The organism is Sulfidibacter corallicola (assembly GCF_017498545.1).
Classification (GTDB): Bacteria; Acidobacteriota; Holophagae; order Acanthopleuribacterales; family Acanthopleuribacteraceae; genus Sulfidibacter; species Sulfidibacter corallicola.
The window spans coordinates 428,217-450,441 of the sequence record NZ_CP071793.1 but is presented as its reverse complement, the minus strand read 5'-3'; the positions used below and the strand labels follow the sequence as shown (position 1 = coordinate 450,441).

The 22,225-nt window shown below is 58.5% G+C and carries 14 protein-coding genes; 10 read left to right on the top strand and 4 right to left on the bottom strand.

Annotated features, from left to right (window positions below; translation table 11 throughout):
• Window positions 1–250: 250 nt before the first annotated feature.
• The gene (locus J3U87_RS01355; protein ID WP_237384468.1) at window positions 251–2,014 is read right to left on the bottom strand and encodes an amidohydrolase; all 1,764 of its coding nucleotides are present in this window, start codon (window positions 2,012–2,014) and stop codon (window positions 251–253) included.
• A 390-nt stretch (window positions 2,015–2,404) separates the two neighbouring features.
• Between J3U87_RS01355 and J3U87_RS01350 the strand changes: the two genes are divergently transcribed.
• Both J3U87_RS01350 and J3U87_RS01345 read left to right on the top strand, forming a co-directional pair.
• A complete protein-coding gene (locus tag J3U87_RS01350; protein WP_237381226.1) occupies window positions 2,405–2,809 on the top strand; it encodes a hypothetical protein in 405 nt (134 codons plus the stop codon).
• A gap of 9 nt (window positions 2,810–2,818) precedes the next feature.
• Window positions 2,819–3,169: a peroxiredoxin family protein gene (locus J3U87_RS01345; protein WP_272932503.1), complete on the top strand. Its 351-nt coding sequence runs from the start codon at window positions 2,819–2,821 to the stop codon at window positions 3,167–3,169.
• Between the two features lie 199 nt (window positions 3,170–3,368).
• On the opposite strand, the gene J3U87_RS01340 is transcribed toward J3U87_RS01345, so the two are convergent.
• On the bottom strand, window positions 3,369–4,859 hold the full coding sequence (locus J3U87_RS01340; RefSeq protein WP_237381225.1) for an XRE family transcriptional regulator: 1,491 nt from the start codon (window positions 4,857–4,859) through the stop codon (window positions 3,369–3,371).
• Between the two features lie 624 nt (window positions 4,860–5,483).
• On the opposite strand from J3U87_RS01340, the gene J3U87_RS01335 reads away from it, so the two are divergent.
• From J3U87_RS01335 to J3U87_RS01320, 4 genes are all read left to right on the top strand, one after another.
• Complete coding sequence (locus tag J3U87_RS01335) at window positions 5,484–7,133, top strand: malate synthase (protein WP_237381224.1); 1,650 nt, start codon at window positions 5,484–5,486, stop codon at window positions 7,131–7,133.
• Window positions 7,134–7,252: 119 nt separating this feature from the next.
• Window positions 7,253–8,551 carry an isocitrate lyase gene (gene aceA, locus J3U87_RS01330; RefSeq protein ID WP_237381223.1) on the top strand — a complete coding sequence of 433 codons (1,299 nt, stop codon included), beginning with the start codon at window positions 7,253–7,255 and terminating at the stop codon, window positions 8,549–8,551.
• Between the two features lie 727 nt (window positions 8,552–9,278).
• The gene (locus J3U87_RS01325; protein ID WP_337249550.1) at window positions 9,279–10,019 is read left to right on the top strand and encodes a DUF4377 domain-containing protein; all 741 of its coding nucleotides are present in this window, start codon (window positions 9,279–9,281) and stop codon (window positions 10,017–10,019) included.
• A 324-nt stretch (window positions 10,020–10,343) separates the two neighbouring features.
• A complete protein-coding gene (locus J3U87_RS01320; RefSeq protein WP_237381221.1) occupies window positions 10,344–12,593 on the top strand; it encodes a right-handed parallel beta-helix repeat-containing protein in 2,250 nt (749 codons plus the stop codon).
• Between the two features lie 83 nt (window positions 12,594–12,676).
• On the opposite strand, the gene J3U87_RS01315 is transcribed toward J3U87_RS01320, so the two are convergent.
• Both J3U87_RS01315 and J3U87_RS01310 read right to left on the bottom strand, forming a co-directional pair.
• A complete protein-coding gene (locus J3U87_RS01315) occupies window positions 12,677–14,308 on the bottom strand; it encodes a phosphatidylinositol-specific phospholipase C domain-containing protein (RefSeq protein ID WP_237381220.1) in 1,632 nt (543 codons plus the stop codon).
• A 668-nt stretch (window positions 14,309–14,976) separates the two neighbouring features.
• Window positions 14,977–15,630, bottom strand: a complete 654-nt coding sequence (locus J3U87_RS01310) for an FFLEELY motif protein (protein WP_237381219.1) — start codon at window positions 15,628–15,630, stop codon at window positions 14,977–14,979.
• A 594-nt stretch (window positions 15,631–16,224) separates the two neighbouring features.
• Between J3U87_RS01310 and J3U87_RS01305 the strand changes: the two genes are divergently transcribed.
• The 4 genes from J3U87_RS01305 to J3U87_RS01290 all read left to right on the top strand — a co-directional run bounded on the left by J3U87_RS01305 (window position 16,225) and on the right by J3U87_RS01290 (window position 22,171).
• Complete coding sequence (locus J3U87_RS01305; RefSeq protein ID WP_237381218.1) at window positions 16,225–17,181, top strand: GGDEF domain-containing protein; 957 nt, start codon at window positions 16,225–16,227, stop codon at window positions 17,179–17,181.
• 613 nt (window positions 17,182–17,794) lie between these two features.
• Window positions 17,795–18,475, top strand: a complete 681-nt coding sequence (locus tag J3U87_RS01300; protein WP_237381217.1) for a metallophosphoesterase — start codon at window positions 17,795–17,797, stop codon at window positions 18,473–18,475.
• 455 nt (window positions 18,476–18,930) lie between these two features.
• Window positions 18,931–19,719, top strand: a complete 789-nt coding sequence (locus tag J3U87_RS01295) for an OB-fold-containig protein (RefSeq protein WP_237381216.1) — start codon at window positions 18,931–18,933, stop codon at window positions 19,717–19,719.
• Between the two features lie 106 nt (window positions 19,720–19,825).
• Window positions 19,826–22,171: a flotillin family protein gene (locus J3U87_RS01290; RefSeq protein ID WP_237381215.1), complete on the top strand. Its 2,346-nt coding sequence runs from the start codon at window positions 19,826–19,828 to the stop codon at window positions 22,169–22,171.
• Window positions 22,172–22,225 lie beyond the last annotated feature (54 nt).

Genomic DNA, 22,225 nt, shown 5'->3' with positions numbered 1-22,225 from the left:
TTGAATCTTATCGTGTTTAGAGGATTAAGCAACCCCTTTTCACGAGGTTAGGAAACCGCCCCGAGAACAGAAAACGGTTTTCGAAAATTCGACCGATTTCGCACATTTCAATGGCTTCAAAAGCCTGGTGAATTTACCTCGAACCCGATTCAGCGACACCGGGAAAATCCCGAACCCCAGGAGCCTTTACCGCCCGAAACCCCTACCCCACCCGGAGGGCGTCCAAGTGAAGAGGGGTATCGGCGAAGCGTTAAGGCTTGCGGTAGCGGATATCTCCATTCACGATGGTGTACACCACCTCCGCGTCGCGAATCCGCACCGGATCGACGTCCATCAGATTTTTCGAGAGCACGACGATATCGGCAAGTTTCCCCACTTCGAGGCTGCCCTTGATGTCCTCTTCGAAAGCGGCGTAGGCCGGATTGATGGTGTACGAGCGAATCGCCTGGTCCATATCCAACTTGTGTTTGGGGAAAAAGACACTGCCGTCCGCCAGTTGTCGGGTCACGGTGCTGAACAGGCTGGCCAGGGGAGATACGTCCTCCACGGGCGCATCGGTGCCATTGCTCACGACGACACCGGCCCGCCACAATGCCTGCCACGCATAGGCGCCCTGGCTGGCGCGATCGTGCCCGAGACGTTTTTCCACGAAGGGCGCGTCGGAGGTACAGTGCACGCCCTGCATACTGGCGATGATCTTCAGCTCGGCAAACCGCGGGATGTCGTCGGGGTGGAGGTGTTGGGCGTGTTCGATGCGCCAGCGTTTGTCTCGGCCCTCGAGTGCGCGTTTGTAGACGTCGAGCACCTCGCGGTTGGCGCGGTCACCGATGGCGTGAACGCACAATTGGAGTTCGTGGGCCAGGGCGATTTCAGCCAGTTGTTCGAGTTCGGCCACGGTGGTGACATTCTGTCCCAATTGCCCGGGCATGTCCGCATAGGGCTTCAAGAGCCATGCGCCACGCGAGCCCAGGGCCCCGTCCGCATAGGCCTTGATCCCGCCCAGGGTCAAATACCCGTTGCCGTAGCGTTTCAGTTTCCGGTACCGGTGCAGGTTCTCGCGCAGATCGTCGATGCCGGCGTTGACCATGACCCACAGGCGAATCCCAAGCTTCTGCTCCCCGGCAAGTGCCTTGTAGGCCTCGATCATCTCGAAAGAGGAGCCGGCATCCTGGAACGAGGTGACGCCCTTGGCCAGGCACTCCTGCATGGCCAGGCGCAACGCCTTGCGGGTGCGTGAGTTGCGTGCGCCCTCCGAAAGCGTGCTGCGGTGTCGTTCGAGTGCGCGATAGATCAGCGATTCGGCAGCTTCGTTGAAGATTCCGGTGAGGTTGCCTTTTGCGTCGCGAAACACTTCCCCACCCTGCGGATCCTTCACGTCGCTTCCGATGTTCGCCACTTCCATGGCTTTGGCATTGGCGATCAAGGCGTGACCGCTGGCGTGTTCGAGCACCACCGGGTTGTTGGGAGCAACCTTGCTGAGGGCCTCGTGGGTGGGAAAACCCTTCACGATTTTGGCGGGCTGGGCATCCCATTTTTCCTGGTGCCATCCGCGCCCGGTGATCCAGTCACCCGGTGCGGCCTTGGCCGCGGCATCCTTGACCCGCGCGACGATCTCGTCCCAGCTCCGGGTATCCGCCAGCCAGAGATTCAGGCGTGCTTCACCCATGCCCAGGAGGTGTGCATGGCCCTCGATGAAGCCCGGCATCGCGAAGCCGCCCTCCAGATCGAGTGTCCGCGTACCATCGCCGATCCATTTTTTCAGATCGGCTTCGCTGCCACGCGCCACGATGATGCCGTCCTTGACGGCCAGGGCCTCGACCCACGGCTGCGATTTGTCGACCGTGTAGATGCGACCATTGCGCAATACCAGGTCTGCGGTACCGTCGAGTTCGGACGCATCGGCGGCACGCACGTTGGAAGTCATTGCGAAAAGTGAGAGAAAAAGAGTGGAGACAACACAAAAGCGGATGCCGCGCAAAGAACGACGGGACACCGCGACGAAGGGATCTACCATGGCATTCACTACAAAAGCTCCTCTTATCGAGTCCATCGAAACCCGAGCGATGGTGTGAACGCATCCCGTATCGAGCACGCGACAGCCGGGTATCGCTCGCACGCGACCTGACGGGATTCATCCAACACGACGGATGGTCGAACGATGGGCCGACATCGACACACCGTCCTATCCCGGAATGGTATCAGGCTTCGGCGGTCAACCCAAAGCGTGTGATGCGAATCGGAAGCGTCGCGAGCCGCTCCGGAAATCTGTCTTTACAGGGCACCCGAAGCCGTGGTTAATTGAGAGTCTCGGTCCACCCGAATCGCACATCTCAGGTTCCAACGAGTTCCCTTCCTCACATCTTTCGCTCCCGATGGATCGAGTTTGCGCCCCGCAGGACGTGTCATGAAGAGTTTTATCGGATTCCTGCTCGTATTCGTGTCGTTCATTGCCTACGTGATCCTGGCCCTCCAGCTAGGGATTCACCAGCGCTACCCGATCGTTCACTATTTGATCGGGGCCGGCGGGCTGTTCCTGCTCTTCAAGGAAATCCGCACGCGATTCACCTGGCCGCGTCTCGCGCTCAACGTGCTGAGCTGGATGCTGTTTCTCCTGTTCGGCTGGTGGACGCAGATCTACTCGACCTATCGGACACCCGCGCCTCAAGCGGTCCAAAAGGAAAATGCGCTGCCGCCAGCGGCCATCGCGCAACCCTCGCTCAAGAGCACCGAGGGGCAGGCGACCGCATTGGGGAGCCTGTTCCACCACGCCCCCTACAGTCTCCTGGTCTTCTATCGAGGCCATTGGTGAGGATACTGCCTGCAGGAGCTGGGTCAGCTTCACGAATATAGAGATCAGTTCGCGGCAAAGGGCGTCCAGGTCATCGCCATCTCGGTCGATCCGCCGGAGATCATCGCGCGCACCTCGAAGCGAATGAGGTGGACGATGGCACACTATTCTGACGGAGATCTGTCATTGATCAGCCCGCTCGGTCTGCGCCACAAGGGCGGCGATCCGTTCACCGGAGGCGATATCGCCCGGCCGGCGCGCTTGCTGGTCGATCGAGAAGGCCGCATCCTGTGGTCCAACGTGGCCGAAAACTACCGGGTCCGACCAAAACCCAAGACGATCCTGGAAGAAATCGAGCCGCTCCTGACCAGCACCCGGTAGTGCTCATCCTGAGTCGATGGCCGTATCCGAATCACGGCGCAGGATGAGTACGTAATCAGCGGTCAGGTATCAGGTTTCAGCTTGATTGCCACACAAGGTGCCCCTTGATACCTGATACCTGATACCTGATACCTGAAAGCATGCCCATCCTACTGAATGCGCGAAACGAAGGGGATCGTTCCATTAAGAAAGGGCACACCTACGCTTCGACCATGGTTTGCTCTCGCAGGTCGGTCAGCGCCTGGAGCTGTTCCTTTTCCTCCTGCAACCGCTGATGGATGACGGGCTCGGTCGTGCGCTCCTCACAGCGATCGTAGGACAGGGGGCACCGTTCGCAAGTCTGCCCCAGTTCTCTGGCCTGAATGCGTGGATCTCCCAGGAACTTCACGGTTTTGCGCAAGCTGGCATCCACCTGGAAACCGAGCGTGACGCTGTAGAGGTCGTCCTTGTCCAGCATGCCGGGATAGGCGATCGAGATGCAGAAGAACTCGCTGTTGTAGCCGATGAATTGGGACCGCTGCACGCCGACCACCATGCCTTTTTCGGGGTGCATCTCCAACTCGTCGATGACGTACAGCGAAAGCCACCGCCGACAGAAGTGTTCTTTCAAGCCGATGCCGTGGGGAATGTGCACGTTCGACATATTGAGTTGTTTGGCCAATTGAACCCGGCGCTCGCCGCGCCGCCGCGCGAACTTGAGAAAGTGGACCCGCTGGGTCTTGAAGTAATGCGGCACCAACTCGCTCAGGCGATAGAAGAAGGTCTCGGGCGTCACCTTGTAGGATTCCATCATGGTCACGAAGGCCTCGGGATCCCAATGCGAGAGCTTGAAAAACGTTTTCAAGTCCCGATGCACGCGATCCCGCGGCAGCAACAGCGCGCTGGCGAAATAAGACGCGCGGAAATTGTTGAGTACCTCGTCGAAGGTGCCCACCTCCAAGGCCGGCGAGCTGAACGCCCGCTCCTCGGCGGCCAGGACGTGGTAGCCGAGTTCCCGGCCGGCCGCAAAGGCTCGCCGCGGTTTGGAGAGAGAGGAATGAAGCAACAGGCGACCATCGGCGGTCAGGACCGAGCGCATGTGATTGAGTACCGGATGATCGGCGAGCACGGAATCGTCCAAGGACACACCGAACGATTCCTCGAGCACGGGCACCAAATCGTCGTAGGTCAGAATGCGGTCGCGTTCCCAACCTTGCTGTTTGCGAAACAGGTCCGCCTTTTTTTCGATATCCGCAAAAAAGTTCTGGTGAATGATCTGATAGGAACGCAGTGCGGTGTGAAAAAAGTGCTCCACCCGCATGTCGTAGTTGTGGCCCATATCCTCGAGCATGCGGGCCAGAATCCCCATCTCACGGGGCACCCGTGCCATCAATTGAATCAGATCCTGTGCGGAAATGCCGAATAACTTGAATGGAAATTTTTGAATGAGCGGTGAATTCAGCACGGGTGTCAGGTTGCCCAGGTCTTCCTCGAGGCGCAACGAGATCAGATCGTCGTACTGCTCGCCGAGCGATTCGGCAAGCGCCATGATCTTTTCGACTTTGGGATATTTCTTTCCCTTTTCGATTTCATTCAGGTACGAAGCCGACATGCCGGTTTTCTTGGAAAGGTCCTGAAGGGAGAGGTGCCGTTGTTGACGGAGCTGGCGAACCTTCATCCCCAGAATCATGCGAATCAAGTCGTTGTCCAATGGAAACATCCCCCAAAAGAATTGTCCGTCCGACGCGATCGCGCGACGGAACTCCCCCAGGTTCACATTGTACACGCAGGAGGGGTGGCTGGACAGTGGGCATTCGCGAGAGGAGAATTGTAGCTTTCAGCGAAGACACCCTAAAAACGAATATTCGCTAATCCAAACTACATTATTGAACCCGAGTTCACCAGTACGGAAGAGGCGAAAAAAGAGATCGGGTTCGCTCCCGACGCCTTGCGTCATTTACTTGAAATCAATGTAAACATAATGTTTTATTATATTTATCAACAATTAGCCGAAAATATCGAGAGAATCGACACCGCCAAAACCGAACGCCCCAGCCATGGGAAAAGAGTGTTTTTTAAAGCATCGTTCTCTTTTTTCCGAAAGAGTTTGCAAGTAATTCTATTTCGTTTCCTATATGAACCCTCAAAGAACAAATCACATAACTATATTAAAATAAGCTATTTATAGCTAACTCCCAAAAACCGAAAAGCAGCCGATCAGCGAGTTTCAACTTTTAGCGAATATTCGCTTGACATATGCATTTCGCAAAACTAGGATTAGGCACAAATAAGTCGCCACACCGCGGCAAGGACCCATCTTCAAGGAGGCGCGATCTTGTCCACTCAAGTCGTCGAAGGCCACGCTGCCACCGCCCGTCCCACCATTCAACTTGCCGAGGGAGTTCACATCCTCGAGGCGGCCCACACAGCTCGCGCCGCCGAGTTGCTGACCCCCGAGGCCGTTTCCCTGCTTGCCGAACTGAGTCGCGAACTCGAACCCGAACGCCGCCAACTCCTCGAAGCGCGCAAGACTCGCCAGGCTGCATTTGACGCCGGCGAAGTCCCCAAGTACCTGGATCGCCAATCCGAGGCGGTTCAAGGCGATTGGAAAGTCGCGCCCCTGCCCCAAGACCTGCTGCGGCGCCGGGTGGAAATCACCGGTCCGGTCAACTCCACCAAAATGGTGATCAACATGCTGTCGCGCACCGCCGACGGGAATCGCGCCGATTGCGCCATGCTGGATTTCGAAGACAGCATGAAACCCAGTTGGACCAACGTCGTGGACGGGGTTCACAACGTCGTCGGCGCCGCCGAGGGCACCCTTCGCCACGTCGAACAGGCTCGTCCGGGCCGCCCCGAAAAGGCGTATCAACTGGATCCGAACGACATGGCCCTCATCATGGTGCGCGCACGAGGCCTTCACCTCGACGAGAGCAACATCCTCGTGGACGGCACCCCGGTCTCCGGCGGACTCCTGGACCTGGCGCTGACCTGGCTCCACGCCGCGCCGGAGCTGATCGAACGCAACAAGACCCCGAAATACTACATTCCGAAGGTCGAGCACTATCTCGAAGCGCGCTGGTGGAACAAGGCCTTCAACCTGCTCGAAGCCAAGCTGAAGGTGCCCGTCGGCACCTTGCGGGCCACCTTCCTGATCGAGACGCTGCCGGCCGCCTTCCAAATCGAGGAAATCCTCTACGAATTGCGCGAGCACGCGGCCGGTCTGAACGTGGGCCGCTGGGACAAGATCTTTTCCGATATCAAGACGTTGCGGTTCCACAAGGATCGCGTCATGGCCGATCGGGCTTCCATCGGAATGAACCGCCCCTGGATGAAGCATTACGCCATGCGCTTGATCGCGATCTGCCACAACCGCGGCGCCTCGGCTCTGGGCGGCATGGCGGCCTTCACCCCGGGCCGCGATCCCGAAACGCGCCAGGCCCAGACGGACAAGGTCGAAGCCGACAAACGCTGGGAATACGCCATGGGCCATGACGGCTGCTGGGTTTCCCACCCCTATTTCATCGGCACCGCCATGAAGGCCTTCCCCCGCGACAACCAGCTCGATGTCATGTCCGCCCTGGACGACAAATACCCGGATCTGCTCCCCCAGGGCAGCGGCCCCAAGACCCTGATCGGGCTGCGCACCAACGTACGGGTGGGCATCGCCTATCTCGAAGGGTGGAAGAACGACATCGGCTGTATCGCCTGGGACAACCTCATGGAGGACCTCGCGACCCTGGAAATCTCGCGGGCCCAAACCTGGCAGTGGCTGCACCACGAGGTCACCCTCGACGACGGCAACGCGGTCACGCCCGAGTTCGTCGGTTCGGTCTTCGAGGAAGAGTTGAGACGGATCTTCGAAGAATTGGGACCGGACGTCGATCGTGCCGCCTGGACCCAAGCCATGGAAGCCGCACGCGACCTGTTCCTCCAAGAGGATTTTCAAGAATTTTTGAGTCTGGCCAGCGATCCGGTCACCTGATCGGGCCGCTCCCTCCATCCTGAATCGGCGTCGGGGCCCCGCTTTCCCCGGCGGCGCCAAAACCACTCAAATCATGACAACCTGATAAATCACAGCCATTTGCTGATGGGAGATTGGATATGAAGTCTTTTAAGGATCAAGCTGAAGAGATGAAGAAAGATTGGGCAGACGAGTCCCGTTGGCACGGGGTCACGCGACCCTACAGCGTGGAGGACGTCCTCAAACTGCGCGGCTCGATTCGCATCGAGCACACCTTGGCCAAGCGTGGTGCCGAAAAGCTGTGGCGCCTGATGAAAGAAGAAGACTACGTCAACGCACTGGGCGCCCTGACCGGGAACCAGGCGATGCAGCAAGTCAAGGCCGGTCTCAAGGCGATCTACCTCAGCGGATGGCAGGTTGCGGCCGACGCCAACCTCTCCGGCCAGATGTATCCCGACCAGAGCCTCTACCCCGCCAACAGCGTGCCCCACGTGGTCAAACGCATCAACCAGGCGCTTCAGCGCGCCGACCAGGTCACCTGGTCCGAAGGCAAGCACGAAATCGACTGGTTCGCACCGATCATGGCCGATGCCGAAGCCGGATTCGGCGGCAACTTGAACGCCTTCGAGTTGATGAAGGGCATGATCGAAGCCGGTGCGGCGGGTGTCCATTTCGAGGACCAGCTCTCCTCCGAGAAAAAATGCGGCCACCTGGGCGGCAAAGTACTGATTCCCACCTCGCACTTCGTCCGCACCCTGATTTCCGCGCGCCTGGCCGCCGACGTCATGGGCGTGCCGACCATCCTGGTGGCCCGGACCGACGCCGAGAGTGCGCGCCTGATGACCAGCGACATCGATCCCGCCGACCACGAGTTCATGACCGGCGAGCGCACCGTCGAAGGGTTCTACCGCATTCAGGGCGGCTTCGAGCAGGCCATCGCACGCGGCCTCTCCTACGCGCCCTACGCCGACCTGATCTGGTGCGAGACCTCTACGCCGAACCTGGAGCATGCGCGCAAGTTCGCCGAGGCCATCAAGGCCAAGTACCCCGAGAAGATGCTGGCCTACAACTGCTCGCCCTCGTTCAACTGGGAAGCCAACCTGGACAAGAGCACGATCGCCAAATTCCAGCGGGAACTGGGTGCCATGGGCTACAAGTTCCAGTTCGTCACCCTGGCCGGTTTCCACGCACTCAACCACGGCATGTTCGAACTGGCCCGCCAGTACAAGGACCGTGGCATGTCGGCCTACTCCGAACTGCAGCAGGCCGAATTCGCCAGCGAAATCCACGGCTACACGGCGACCAAACACCAACGCGAAGTGGGGACCGGATACTTCGACTCGGTCGCCAAGACCATCACCGGCGGCCAAGCCTCCACCACGGCACTGGCCGGCAGCACCGAGGCCGCTCAGTTCGAAGGCCAACCGGCCGCAGTCTGACCACCACGTCCATCGGAAAACGGGGCAGGCCCTCATCGAGTGACCCGCGAGCGGTGTGAACTTGATCTCGGGTCGGCGGCACCAACCGGAGGTCCGGCCCCACTTCCGACCACCGTTTCTTTGTTCGTACCTCCTCGGTAGGGTGGCCGGGGCTCCCCCGGCTTCGGCCTCCCACCGCCCGTCATCGCGGTTCCTTCCGTAAAAAGGGGCATATGCACGGCTCTCCCCCCCCGACGTCGTGCATGTGCCCCTTTCCCCGTTTTCAGAACCCAAGTGCCACCGCGGAAACGGGTTGACGCCTCCCGTACCGAAACCTTCCCCGAAAAACCGCCTGCCTCGTGTCGAGTTTTACAAACCACTTAAATATTTTATTTGCAACATCTTACAATACACATACAGCATATTCGACGGATCGCAACGCCAGCCCAGTCCGGCTCGAATTACCTTTGATAGTGTCATTGCCCGATCGGTTTTAATTATTTTCAAAAGAGGAGCCAGGCAATGATGGATGCCTGCGACCACCTTTCGCAGGTAACCATGATCACTTTATGCACATTTTTCATTATGTAATTTTGTACGATCCCGAGTATAAAAGTAATGGAGCCTTTGTCAACGAACCAAACTAACACAATCGAACGTTCAAGAACCTACCGAACCCCAGGCCAAGCGATGCTTGGGAACATACCCTTGGCACAGCGCAAGCCATTGATTCCAACGGGGGACTTTCATGAGGAATCATCGGCGACGATTGCACGCATTTTTTGCCATGGGAGCTTTTTTGCTCTTTTCCATGGTGTGGGCCCTGGCGACGCATCCCCCTGCAATGAGCAATGCCGTGCAATTCGCGCCGGCCAACACCGCGACGGATGCGACACCACTCGTCAAAGAATTTTTTGTGGATCATTACAAAAGGTATTCAGGAAATCTCGACCAAAGTTTTTGTCTTCAGGTTCGAGAAAGTCCATTGGATCGATGGCGTGATTTGGATGAACCGATCATCGGTTTCGACTATCAATGGGGTTTTGAATATAAGATTGTGGTGGCCCTCACCCACAGCGAGCCGGCCGACGAATCCGCAAAACCGACATGGACCCTGGTAGAGGTCTTGTCGAAGGAGCGCGTCGCCCCGGAAACCACGTTCGAGCTCAAGAGCTGGGCCAAGCTGGATCGGCCCCTGACTTCGATTCTGCGGCCGAGCGGCATCAGGAAGTTCCACCTGATGAACGAGTTGGCCTTTTCGGCCGATCACGCCATCGCCAGCCAACTCCATTTGGTGCGGTCCCACAATGCGGATGTCACCATCCGCTTTCGCCACGGCCACGAGGACATGCCTCGCGCCATCGGGCTGACCGTCGACGGCATGGCCGTGCCCACGCTTTCGGCCTGGGCCATCGTCTTGATGGCGGTGTTTCTCGCCACGGCGGCCCTGATCCTGTCTCCCCGCCGCAAGCATCTTCATTTGAACTAGCGCCCATCCGGCGTTGACTCGGTTTCTCGCGAAGGGGCCTGGCGTCCCCCACCCGGGCTGCTCGCCATTGTGTGACGCCCGTCATATCTCTAGGAATTTCAGGGATTATCCATGTATCTGGCCGTTTTCCCTGCGCCCCGGCCAGCCTTTTTCGGGCTTGACCCCATAAGCATCGATGGGTGTCCCCTCTTTCCCAACTGTGTCCACGACCCACGGGACCATCCATTTCGAAGCACGGTTCTTCCTGAAACCCCGTTTGGCAAGTACCTAGACAAACCATCGGCACGGGTATCCATGCCGTGTATGAACAGGAGAAGAGATCTTATGTATATTTGGATGATCGCGATGTTCTTTGGGATCAGTGGCAAAGGCGCCTGTCCCGTCGCGAATATAGACTGGCCGCTGAGTACGACCATCCTCCAGATGGTCGCCTGCGTCGCAACGACGGAAGAAGTCGCTCCGGCGATTCGAGAAATCGACCTCCACACCACGAACCCGGGCGAAACCTACTCGGCGACGCCCGTCTTGGAACGCGGCGGCGATGTCCATTGGACCATCGCCTATGGCCCCGACGACCTGCAAATCAACCCATTGACGGGTCAGGTCACCTGGCAAATTCCTGTCGACCTACCCTCGGAGAGCTACTACGTCGGCGTTCGGGCCACCAACGGCCTCGGTTCCGCGATCGAATACTGGATCGTCAAGGTCGGCGGCGGCAACCTGCTCTGGGTCGGCCCCGACGAGACCCACCAAACGCTCGCGGAAGCTTTCAATCACATGGAGAGCGGCGACACCCTCGTCATCCGAGATGGCGTCTACCCGGTCTCGTTGACCGCCCACAAGAGCTACGAAAACGCCATCGTGCGAGGCAGCCAGCCTCCGCCGGGATCGGCTGACGCCTGGACCACCGTGATCGCCGAAAACCCCACCGGAGTCCACCTCGACGCCTCGGACTACGGTTTCGGGGTACAGGAAAAGACGATCCACCTGGTGGGTACCTTCCGGCATCCCGACTTCCCCAATACCAATCCCAGCGGCGTGAGATCCATCGACTACATGGCGATCAAGGGCCTGGTGGCGGGAAATACCGGTCAGGACGGATATGCGCCGATCACCGTCTGGTACGGACAACACCTCAAGTTCGAGCTGTGTGGGGCCTATGACGCCGCCGCGACCAATACCTGCACCGACAACACCAACTGGGGCAGATGCAACGGCGCCACCGCCTATTTCCTTCGCTCCCAGAACCTGCTGGTGGAAAGCTGTTTCGCATGGGGTCACGGACGCTACTACTTCCAGTTGCGCAATTGTTCGGATTCCATCATTCGCCGCACGGTGGTTCGCTTGGACGAGTATCGCGGGCACCAACCCCGAGGCGGCATCATCGGTTACTCCTGTCGCAGGGTATCCTTTCAGAACAACATCATCGTGGACGGCGACTCCTCCGAATTCTGGACCTTCTACGAAAACCACGCCAACCTCTACGGCTTTCCGGCCACCGACGATCAACGCTACCCCGAGGACCTGACCCTTCAGCGCTGCCTCGCGGTCAACAGTGAAACCGGCTTCTCCTCCCAAGACGCGCAGAGCGACGGTATCTTGACCGTGGAAGACGTGGTGGGTTACGACCTGACCCTGAACACCTCCCCCGAAACGGGTCGCCTCACCCCCTTGATCCATTCGGTCGGCAGAACCCACGTGCGCAACGCCTCCTTCGGCCACATTCGCACCGAGGACAATCTCCCGCTGGCGCGTGCCTTCGTCTACACCCGTGACGAGGTTGAGGTCGATCGCTCGATTTTCTATCGCATGGGTTGGGACGGCACGCAACTGAACGACCAGGGACCCCTGATCTGGGCCGGACCCGGAGACTCCAACGCCATCGACGACAGCGCCGTGTTCGACTACGCACACGGCAGCATCGAGGGCAATGGCGGCGGAAACGAGCAGGTGGGCACCATCCACGACATGGACCCGACCCAGAACGGCTGGCGTTACCTGCCGCGCATCGAATCCGGCAGCACCCTGGATCAGGCGGGCAACTCCGGATCGCGCGTAGGTGCCGCCATCGAGACCTTTCTGGGAAAAAGCGGATCTCTCTACACCGATCCCTCCTCGCAGGAGGAAACCCATCGGCCCGCCTGGCCGGTTCCCGCCCAGGAACTGTTCAGCAATTACATGGGCGCCTATTCCTATACCGGGCCCACGCGAACCCAGGGTATCCAAACGCTTTCGGGCTCGCGGGGCTATTGTGCGGAGGACACCGACCTGACCCACTACATTTGGGAATACATGGGTGATCTGGCACCTCCCATGCCCGTCTCCGGTCATGTGGAAAACGGCGTCATGACCCTGCTTTGGGATCCGGGTCCCGCCCGCCATCGCGACCGGGTTCAAAATTTCCGTGTGTACCTGGTGAACGAAGCGCCCCAACTGCTGGCGACGTTGTCCGCCGACACCTTCCGCTTCGAACTCCGCGACTATCCAGCCGGCAGTTACCGGTTCCAGGTGACCGCGGTGGATGAGGGCGGCAAGGAAACCGAGGCGATCTACACCGTCACTTTGGATTTGTGATCCGGATCTAGCCGATCCGACAAAAAGAGGCGGGAGACGCAGTGCGTCTTCCCGCCTTTCAGCTCCGAGGAATCGACAAATGGTCAGGGTAAGGTTCCGAAGGTCCCCGCGTTGGCCGTCAACAGGAACGAACCCACCTGGCTGCCCGAGTAAGTTGCCGCGACGAGTTGGTAGCGCCCGGCCTGCAGCGACAGGCGAAGCCGCGAATTGTAACCGCTGCCGCCGTCGTCGTCCTGCGTGATCAGGTTGCCGTCACCGTCGAGGAGATAGAGATAGGTGTCGACGGGCGAGGTCAGATCGAACTGAACCTCGGTCGTGCCGGTCACGGTGAACTGCACCCGGGGATTGGCCGCCGAAGTCATGTTGCGACCGGCAGAGCCATGCCAGAGACCGCGGTACTCGCGGTTTCCAAGCGAATAGGGCAACCACTCGCCTTCGACGGCACCGTCGCTGTAATTCAGCCAGACGTTGTTCACGCCTTCATCGATCTTGGCTTCTTTCAGCAACTCGTTCTCATACCCGCTGATGGGCACGGCGAACACGTAGTAACCGCCCGTCTCGGCGCTACACATGTCCTCGCCTTGACTCCAAACCCCGGATCCACTGGTGACGTACCACTCGCCCGTGTCCGGATCTTTACAGGCGAAACGGTAGGTGCGGCCGCAGTCCACGTCGTTCATGCGCCCGTTGGAGAGGTGTTCGGCGCAATCTTCGCCGGAACCGTAATCATTGGGTTCGTTGACGTTCCAGCTCCAGACCTGGTTCTCCAGCCGGCCGTCGAACGGCGTCAGCTTGTCCATTCCGGCGAGGTTGACACCGCAACGCATCATCTCGCGCATCTTTGAGGACTTGAGCGGTTCGCCGGGATCTCCGAAGACATCGGTGAGGCGCGTGCGATCTTCAAAAAACCGAACCAGCAGGGACTCGTAATCACCGCGTCCGAACTTGCCGCAATCGGGATAGGGTCGGAAATCCTTGGGGTTTCCGGAGGGGAACCCGCTGACGTGATGGCCCACGCCGCCAAAGACCCACTGATTGAGGGTCCCGTTCCGGCAGCCATCCGTCATCAGCAACACCTGTTTGCCGGCGGCCAGGACATCGGCCTTCGAAATATCCATCGGGATGCCCTCGCAGCCGTTGACCGGGCGAAAGATCTTGTTGCCCAGGTAGGCGCGCAACAGGTCGACCGCCTCGCCGAATTCGTCGTCGATGTGCTCTTCGATGTAGAGGATGACGACCTCGTTGGCGTTTTCGGATCGATTCAGGAAATCGCGCAATTCAGCCAGGCCTTCGCTGAAATGGCGGTCGAAGGTGGAGCACCCGACGTGGTCGCTGGTGCCGTGGCACAACAGCAACTCGGTCGACCATTCCCAGGGCCAGCCGTCGGTGCTGAAATATTCGTGAACGTCGAACTCCATGCAGCGAACGCCCATGCGCAACTGGTTGGTGATGCTGTACTCCTGGTTGGGATCCCAATAGGAACCGGCATTCGAATATTGGGCGGCATTGTAGGAATTGTGGGTGGTCACAAAGGTGGCGTCGGCCAGGGGTGCCTGAAGGTCCAACTTGCCCTGGAGCATCAACGCCCTGTAGATCCAGTGGTTTTGAAAATCCTCGATTTCGCCTGCCAGCGCGGTTGACATGGCCGAAATCATCAATAAGGCGCACGAGAACCGGGCGACCAAGCGCCCCTTGTGCAGATAACGGCGAAGCATTTTTTTCTCCTTGAATACGTGAAGAGATAATCGATATGTCGAAGGGCATCGTGGCTCTTCCACTCCAATCGGGACACACCACGGCCATGGACCCGCGCGGCCGGGCCACGAGACGGAACTCGGCCGGTGCCGGCCACACGTGTCACCACATGGCGGTCGGGAGCCCCGGAGTGTCGTTGCGATCGATTCGACGGCCGGGAGGACCGTACCGTAGAGGACGCCAAACGGCTGTCCAAATCAAGATTCGCTCATCTTGAAATCAAGCCATCATGAACCCATACAGCTATCGAAAATAAAGCCGGACCGAATCAAGTCTTTTAAAAGAGCCTTAGCTACCGCCAAGTTTATGAAAAGATATTCAGAATGAGAACCCCAAATTACAAAGATTTTGTAAAAACCACCCAAGCGTTTCCAACCGAAAAAAGTGACACTTCCACAAAGTCTCCAGCGCCGTTTCGACGGAAATCACGAAAAAGCAAGCTCATCCAAACATGACAACCCATCACGATTACGTAAAACATGGATAACGGCAACCGAAAGCGTATCGCCCGGAAAATCCAAGACACGGAAGGGCGGACAACCGGTGGCCCCGCCACAAATAAACAAGGGTTGCCCCGGCGGATCACTCCCGCTCTCTGCCGGCCAGATTTCCCGAAGCGGAATGAAGGTCAGGGTATCTCCAGCGCCCAAATGCGGTCCAGCCGTTCCCTTTCCCGCTGGCTCATGGCCGAAACCAGGGGCTCGATGCTCTTCAGATCGGCGAAAGCCTTGTATCCGCTCATCAGGAAATCGACCATTCGCGTGTGCCCCAAAAGCACACATGCACTTCGCAAGCCTTTTAAAACCATCCCAATGCCAAATCGATGCGAGATTTTGTGAATCAGGCGAAGGGTGAATTCCAGAAGCTCGATCTGGCGCACTCGCTCTTGATAGTTCTCGCTGAGTTTGTAGGCACTTTCGTAGGTCTCCATACCGAATTCTACGGGGGCCTCGCGTTCCAACAGCACATCCAGGATGCGCATATCCAACTTGATGGTCAATTCCTGCAATTCGATCAGGCGCGTCATGCTTTCGACGACTTCGCCGCCGAGGAATCGTTGAACGGTGCCGTAGATCTTGCGAAAAGATTCGTCGCGATCGGTGGTGTCCTCGGTGCTGTAAATCTCCTCGAAAAAGAAGTAGCAGGCCGACGCGTATTTGGGACGACTCGCAAAGTCGTCGTACGTGTCTCGCAAACGCTTGGATTGAAACCCTTTGAGATAACGATAACGAGGATCTTCAACCTCTCGTCCGGCCTCTCTCCGGGTGGTTGGAACACTCATTTTCAGAAGCACCTCGGAACCATTTTACGGGGAGGCCACGCGGAGACGAGCCCGACTCTCGAGACGCGTCTCGACATTCCCCGAAAAAGAGCGAAATCCGCACGCCGTCAGGCATTGCGTCACGCCTATCTTACCGCAATGCGGCAAAAGGTCCAGATACCAAAAGCATGGTGTCGCATCCTGGAAAGTGCTCATCCAGAAACGGCGGTATTGTGAAAGGGCGCCTCCGAATCGGCAGGGCCCCGAGGACAAACCGATTTGGCCATTCAGGGATCAGGAGTCAGCTAATCATCTTATGATAAAAGCCTTGCCGAACCCGAAGTCAGAAATCAGGGACCGGATACCGAGCCCATCCAAGCGAACCCAACCGGCAGTTCCGATCTTTCCGTTTCTGGATGGGGGACGGAAAATCGTCCCTTGCTGCGTGAATCTCAAAATTCCGGACACCTCGTGAGCCACCTCATCCACTTTTGGTGAACCCCGAGCCCTTTTGTTGCTACAATTCAAAATGATTGTACCCGCATACATCCAAGGTTGTTCGGGCCTCACAACAGCCTTTTTAGTCGGTAATTTGTGAACACCGAGATTTTTTCCATGAAGAACACGGTCACTGAGAATTTGAATCAGGTTTTCCGGGCGGAACTGAGCATCGAACAGGAAGCCGCCGAATTGGCGAGCAGCCCCCATGCATCCGAAGTCGATCTCAGAGAAGCCTATTCATCCTTGAGCAGGTCCTACTCGAAACTGCTCCGCGAGACGATGAAAATGACCCGCCTGAACGATCGGGTACAACACAAGCTCATCAAGCTCCAAGAGGAGTTGAAGGCCCAGTACGACATCATCCAGGCCAAGGAGCAGAAACTGCTCGAACTGAACAAGCAGTTGATGGAAGCCAGCATCACGGATTCGCTCACGGGCCTGAAGAACCGGCGCTACCTGAGCAGTTTCCTGACCGGCGAGGTGGAACGGCTCAACCGAATTTTCGCCAACCCGTCGCGGAGCCTGAAAGAAGACGCCTCGCTGTTGTTCATGGTAGTGGACATCGACCACTTCAAGTCGATCAACGACCGCTTCGGACACCCGGCCGGCGACGAGGTCCTGCGCCAGTTCGCGGAGATCCTGTCCTCGTGCTGTCGCGCTTCCGATTTCGCGGTTCGCTGGGGTGGTGAAGAATTCCTGTTGGTCTGCCGCGACAGTCAGCGAGGCCTGGGCCGCAAGATGGCGGAGCGACTGCGCCAGCGGGTGGAGGACCAGGAGTTCCACCTGCCCTCCGGTACCGATATTCGCTGCACCTGCTCCATCGGGTTCTCCTACTTTCCGTTCGCGGTGCCCACGCCCCGTCAAATCGGTTGGGAGGAGATCGTGGACCTCGCCGATCAATCGCTGTATGCGGCAAAAAAATCGGGTCGCAACGCGTGGGTCGGCGCACTACCCACAGGAGCCTACGCCAATTGCGATCCGAACCTGCCGCTGAGATTGGAGCAACTCAGCGAAAGCGGTTGCCTGGATTTGATCACGTCCTTGAAGAGCCCGGACTTCCTGGTTTTTTGAGGGGCGGAGGCATTTTCCACAGCAGCAGGGGTTTAAATACATAAGTCTTTTTAAACCACAGAGTTCACGAAGATCACCGAGACAGGCAGGAAAGATACACTCGAAGGGTTTCATGGCCCGCACGAAGTGGACAGAGAATCTTCCAGTGATGATGCAAATAAATGTTTTCGGTTATTAAGATGGACACTAAACCCGAAAAGGATTTCCTCATTTCGAGGTGAAGAGATCCCCGAACCAGATCGCCGTCAATCAAAACCGGGCCAGAAGTTGAGCAATCGCAGTAAGCATATACAATCAAAGATGGTTATACCCCCTGCGAACAGCCAGCCCTCGGTGATTTGAAATATCCTCGTTTCCCATTACGGGATAAATGCTTGCCCTCCGGCAAGACGCCCGTCCGAAAGGTGCCCCCTCTTCGGGCCGAGTGAAAAAAAATCTTTCGAAACCGTATTAAATCAACAAGCTTACAAAAATTGCCGTTATACTCCGTTTCCTCTGTGACCCCTGTGGTAAAAATCCGTGGTCACCGTTGATTCGGATGGAAGACTACCTTACGGGCTCACATCGAGCTACCAACGAGACTCGAGCCCCGCCTCAGTCAGGAGAAATTCGCTTGGAGAAAACACTGATCGTCGGAGACGTCCACGGATGCAGCGACGAACTCGACCGGCTTCTGGAAGTCGCCGAGTGGCGCCGAGGCGAACGTCGCCTGATATTTGTGGGCGACCTCATCAACAAGGGCCCCGACTCGTTCGGCGTCCTGGAGCGGGCACGCGAATACGGAGGCCTGACGATCTTGGGCAATCACGAGGCGGCGTTCCTGCGCTACGTGCGTCAGGGGCGCTTCGGCCACGCCCATTTCGACGAACTCCGGGAGCGAATGGGATCCGATCTGATCGACTGGATCTCCCATATTCAAAGTTTTCCCCTGTACCACGAAGAGGAAGACCTGATCGTGGTACACGCCGGCCTCCATCCGACCTTGCCGCTCTCGAAGACCCCGGGCAAGATCCTGACGCGCATCCGCACCTGGGACGGCGAAGGCCGAAATCTGGACGACGAAAGCCAGCCTCCCTGGTTCGAACTCTACCGCAGAACCAAGCTGGTGGTGTACGGGCACTGGGCGCGGCGCGGCCTTACGTTGCGGGAACACACCATCGGCCTCGACAGCAGGTGCGTCTACGGAAACCAGCTCTCAGGCCTGTTGCTGCCGGAGCGGCGGCTGATCCAGGTTCAGGCCGCGGAAATGTACGTCATCCCGACCGACCTGCCCGACGAGATGAATCGAACCTGAAGTCGGTGCCCGGCGCTCCCCGGTTGAACCCCCTGGGGTAGAAACGCGTGGCCCTTTCGGTGCTGCACTTTACGCCTGAAAAAGTGGAGAGAGGGCGTCGTTCGCCCGGATCGCGCCTATTCAGTGAGAACCATCATCGATCGAAGCATCGGTTTCGCTGGCTTGGTGCTGAGTCGATCCCCACCGCGGGATTTTCGACCGGCGACCTCGAAACAGAATCATTCCCCCAAATTATCAACATTCAATTCATGCGATTTGGTGGTTCGCCCGCCCAATTCGGCTGGCGATCGGAAATCCGGAGCACCCGCGTGAACCGAAGCGGCGTCGGTCGATTCGGTACCCCTGCAGCGTTTCCCGCTGCGGCACCGCGCGATCTCGACAGATTTGCTTCCACCCGAATCGTTCGGCTTGAGTTAAAATGCGAGTGATCCCACTCGGAAAAGACGGAGTCCATCATGCTTGAGCTCTTTCAGGCCTCCCTGGCTTGGGCAAACCTGCCGATCACGGTTTTGCTCGGCCTGATTCTGGTGTACTGGCTTTTCGTCATTCTGGGCTTTGTCGGCATGGATTCGCTGGACGTGGACGTGGAAACCGACGTCGGGTTCGACGCCGACCTGGATGCAGGTGCCGATGTGCAGGTGGATGTGGACGCCGGTATGGACGCGGGTATCGACGCCGGTATGGACGCGGGTATCGATGCCGGTGTGGACGCGGATTTCGACGCCGGAATCGACGCCGACGCCGATATGGACGCCGGTGCGGACGCCGACGCCCATGCCCACGGCCACGCGGGCGCACTCAACGGGTTCCTGGCCTTCATGAATCTGGCACATGTCCCTTTGATGGTGGTTCTTTCAGTGCAGATCCTGGTCATGTGGGTCGTACAGATGAGCGCCAACAAGATCCTCGGCTGGAACAGCCAACTGTTGGGATTCGCACTGTACATCCCTAACTTCCTGGCAAGCCTGATCGTCACCAAAATCGTGACGACACCGATCGCGAAGATGTTCAAGGCGTTGCACGACAGTCACGACGCCATCGACACCGTCGTCGGTCACGAATGCCTGCTGATCTCCTCCGCGGGTCCGGACCTGCTCGGCCAAGGACGCGTCCAAACCCAGGGCGCCCCGATGCTGGTGAGCGTGCGGACGCGCGAAGGCAAGGTGAGCGAAGGAAGTAAGGCCATCATTCTGGAAAAAGCCGAAACCGGTAATTTTTATTACATCGAACGCCTCAACGACTGACCCTCGGTGAGACTCGCCTTCCCCGCACCCGCCATCGCGTTCCCGACGCCAAACCCGGGTGGTCGAAGCGACACGAGTCATACGGAATCAAAGACGGAGTAATACTATGGTTGAAATTCTTGGAGTCGGTGGGATCGTCGCGATTCTCATCGTCGTCGGTGTCTTGATCATGATGATCAAGTTCTATCGCAAGGTACCCCAAGGCCGCGCCCTGATTCGCACGGGCCAAGGCGGCCCTCGCGTTTCGTTCGGCGGGCAGATCGTCATTCCGGTGCTGCACCGCCTGGAGATCATGGACATTTCGGTCAAGCGCATGGAAATCGAGCGCATCAGCCAGAACGGGTTGATATGTAAAGACAACATTCGCGCCGATATCAAGGTCGCCTTCTTCGTGGGCGTCAACCAGACGGTGGAGGACGTGCTCAACGTCGCCAAGAGCATCGGTACCGACCGGGCCTCCCACCGCGACACGCTTTACGAGCTGTTCGACGCCCTCTTCTCGGAGGCGCTCAAGACAGTCGGTAAAAAGTTCGATTTCGTGGATCTGTACAATGCCCGGAAGGAATTCAAGGAAGCCATCATCCAGACGATCGGCGAAAACCTGAACGGCTACCATCTCCAAGACGTGGCCATCGACTACCTGGAACAGACCGATGTCAACACGCTCAACGCCCAGAACATTCTGGACGCGGAGGGCATCAAGAAGATCACCGAACTGACGGCCAAACAGTCGGTCCTCTCGAACCAGATCGATCGCGAGCGCGAGAAGACGCTCAAGCGCCAGAACGTGGAAGCGGAAGAGGCGGTACTGGAGTTGGATCGCCAGTTGACGGAGAGCCAGGAACGCCAGAAGCGCGAGATCGCCGAGATCAGGGCGCGTGAGGCCGCGGAAACGATGCGGGTCCAACAGGAAGAACGGCGCAAGGCCGAAACGGCACGTATCACCACGGAAGAAGAGATCATGGTCGCCGAAGAGAACAAGCTGCGCCAGGTGATCGTGGCCCAAAAGAACAAACAGCGCACCGACGTGGTGGAAAGCGAACGGGTCGAGAAGGACCGCCAGCTCGAAGTCATCGAACGGGAACGCATCGTCACCCTGACCAACATCGAGAAAGAGAAGTCGGTCGAGGAAGAGAAGAAGAACATTCAAGACGTCATCCGCGAGCGCGTCATGGTTCAGAAGGCGGTGGTCGCGGAAGAGGAACGCATCAAGGACACCAAGGCCTTCGCCGAGGCGGACCGGACCAAGAAGGTCGCGGTGACCCAGGCCGAAAAAGATGCCGAAGAGGAGCGCGTGCGCTCGGTCGTGGCGGCCCAGGCCTCCAAGGAATCGGCGGCCTACCAGGCGGAGCAGAAGGTGATCGAGGCCGACGCGGCCCTGAAGACCGCCGACAAGAATGCGGAAGCCCGCAAGGTGTTGGCGGAAGCCAAGGCCAAGGAAGAGGCCACCATCGGCCTGGCCGAAGCCCAGGTCCTGGAAGCCAAGGCCCAAGCCGCCCAGATGGAAGGCGAAGTGGAAGCCAACGTCCACCTGAAACGCGCCCAAGCCGAGGCCCAAGGTACCGAAGTCAAGGCCACGGCGCTGCTGAAGGAAGGCGAAGCCAAGGCCGGCGCCTACGCCAAGCAGGGTGAAGCCGAAGCGCAGATCATTCGCGAAAAGGCGGTCGCCGAAGCCAAGGGTGTCGAGGCTCAGGCCGATGCCAAGGCCAAGATGGGTGAGGCCGAAGCCTCCGTGCTGCAACGAAAGTACGCGGCCGAGGCCGAGGGCACCGAAATGCAGGGCAGCGCCGAAGCCAGCATTTTGGCCAAGACCGCCAATGCCGAAGCCCAGGGCATGGAAGCCAAGGCCGCCGCGCGCCACAAAGAGGGCGAGGCCGAAGCCTCCGTGCTGCAGCGCCGCTACCTGGCCGAGGCGATCGGGATCCAGAAGAAGGCCGAGGCCATGAAGCAATTCGACGGTCCGGGCCGCGATCACGAAGAGTTCAAACTGCGCCTCGAAAAGGACAAACAGATCGAGCTGGCCGATATCGAAGCGCGCAAGCAGATCGCCGCCGAGCAGGCCGCGGTGGTGCGCGAGGGCCTCAAGGCCGCCAAGATCGAAATCGTCGGCGGCGAGTCGATGTTCTTCGACCGCATCATGAACTCGGTCGCCCAGGGCAAGGGTATCGACCGCCTGGTCGGTTCCAGCTCGGTGCTGACCGACGTGAAGAACACTTTCTTCAACGGCGACCCCGAACACTTCGCGTCCAACCTGCGCAAGTTCGTGAACCAATTCGGGATCTCCAGCGAGGACCTCAAGAACCTCACCATCTCCGCCCTTCTGTACCAGATGATGAACAAGACCGACGACAACGCCACCAAGGGTGTCTTGGGACAGGTGCTCGGCCTCGCCGAGAAACTGGGCCTTGCCGACAAGCCGGCTACCATCATCGAAACCCAAGCCAAAAGCTGATTGGCGCCCATCCGGGGGTAGGCGGCACGGGTACGCACGAGCCCCTGCCACCGG

Bases quoted from the DNA above. Each gene is read 5' to 3' on its own strand.
- J3U87_RS01355 (WP_237384468.1), bottom strand. From the start codon at position 2,014: ATGGTAGATCCCTTCGTCGCGGTGTCCCGTCGTTCTTTGCGCGGCATC.
- J3U87_RS01350 (WP_237381226.1), top strand. From the start codon at position 2,405: ATGAAGAGTTTTATCGGATTCCTGCTCGTATTCGTGTCGTTCATTGCC.
- aceA (WP_237381223.1), top strand. From the start codon at position 7,253: ATGAAGTCTTTTAAGGATCAAGCTGAAGAGATGAAGAAAGATTGGGCA.
- J3U87_RS01325 (WP_337249550.1), top strand. From the start codon at position 9,279: ATGAGGAATCATCGGCGACGATTGCACGCATTTTTTGCCATGGGAGCT.
- J3U87_RS01320 (WP_237381221.1), top strand. From the start codon at position 10,344: ATGTATATTTGGATGATCGCGATGTTCTTTGGGATCAGTGGCAAAGGC.
- J3U87_RS01315 (WP_237381220.1), bottom strand. From the start codon at position 14,308: ATGCTTCGCCGTTATCTGCACAAGGGGCGCTTGGTCGCCCGGTTCTCG.
- J3U87_RS01310 (WP_237381219.1), bottom strand. From the start codon at position 15,630: ATGAGTGTTCCAACCACCCGGAGAGAGGCCGGACGAGAGGTTGAAGAT.
- J3U87_RS01305 (WP_237381218.1), top strand. From the start codon at position 16,225: ATGAAGAACACGGTCACTGAGAATTTGAATCAGGTTTTCCGGGCGGAA.
- J3U87_RS01295 (WP_237381216.1), top strand. From the start codon at position 18,931: ATGCTTGAGCTCTTTCAGGCCTCCCTGGCTTGGGCAAACCTGCCGATC.
- J3U87_RS01290 (WP_237381215.1), top strand. From the start codon at position 19,826: ATGGTTGAAATTCTTGGAGTCGGTGGGATCGTCGCGATTCTCATCGTC.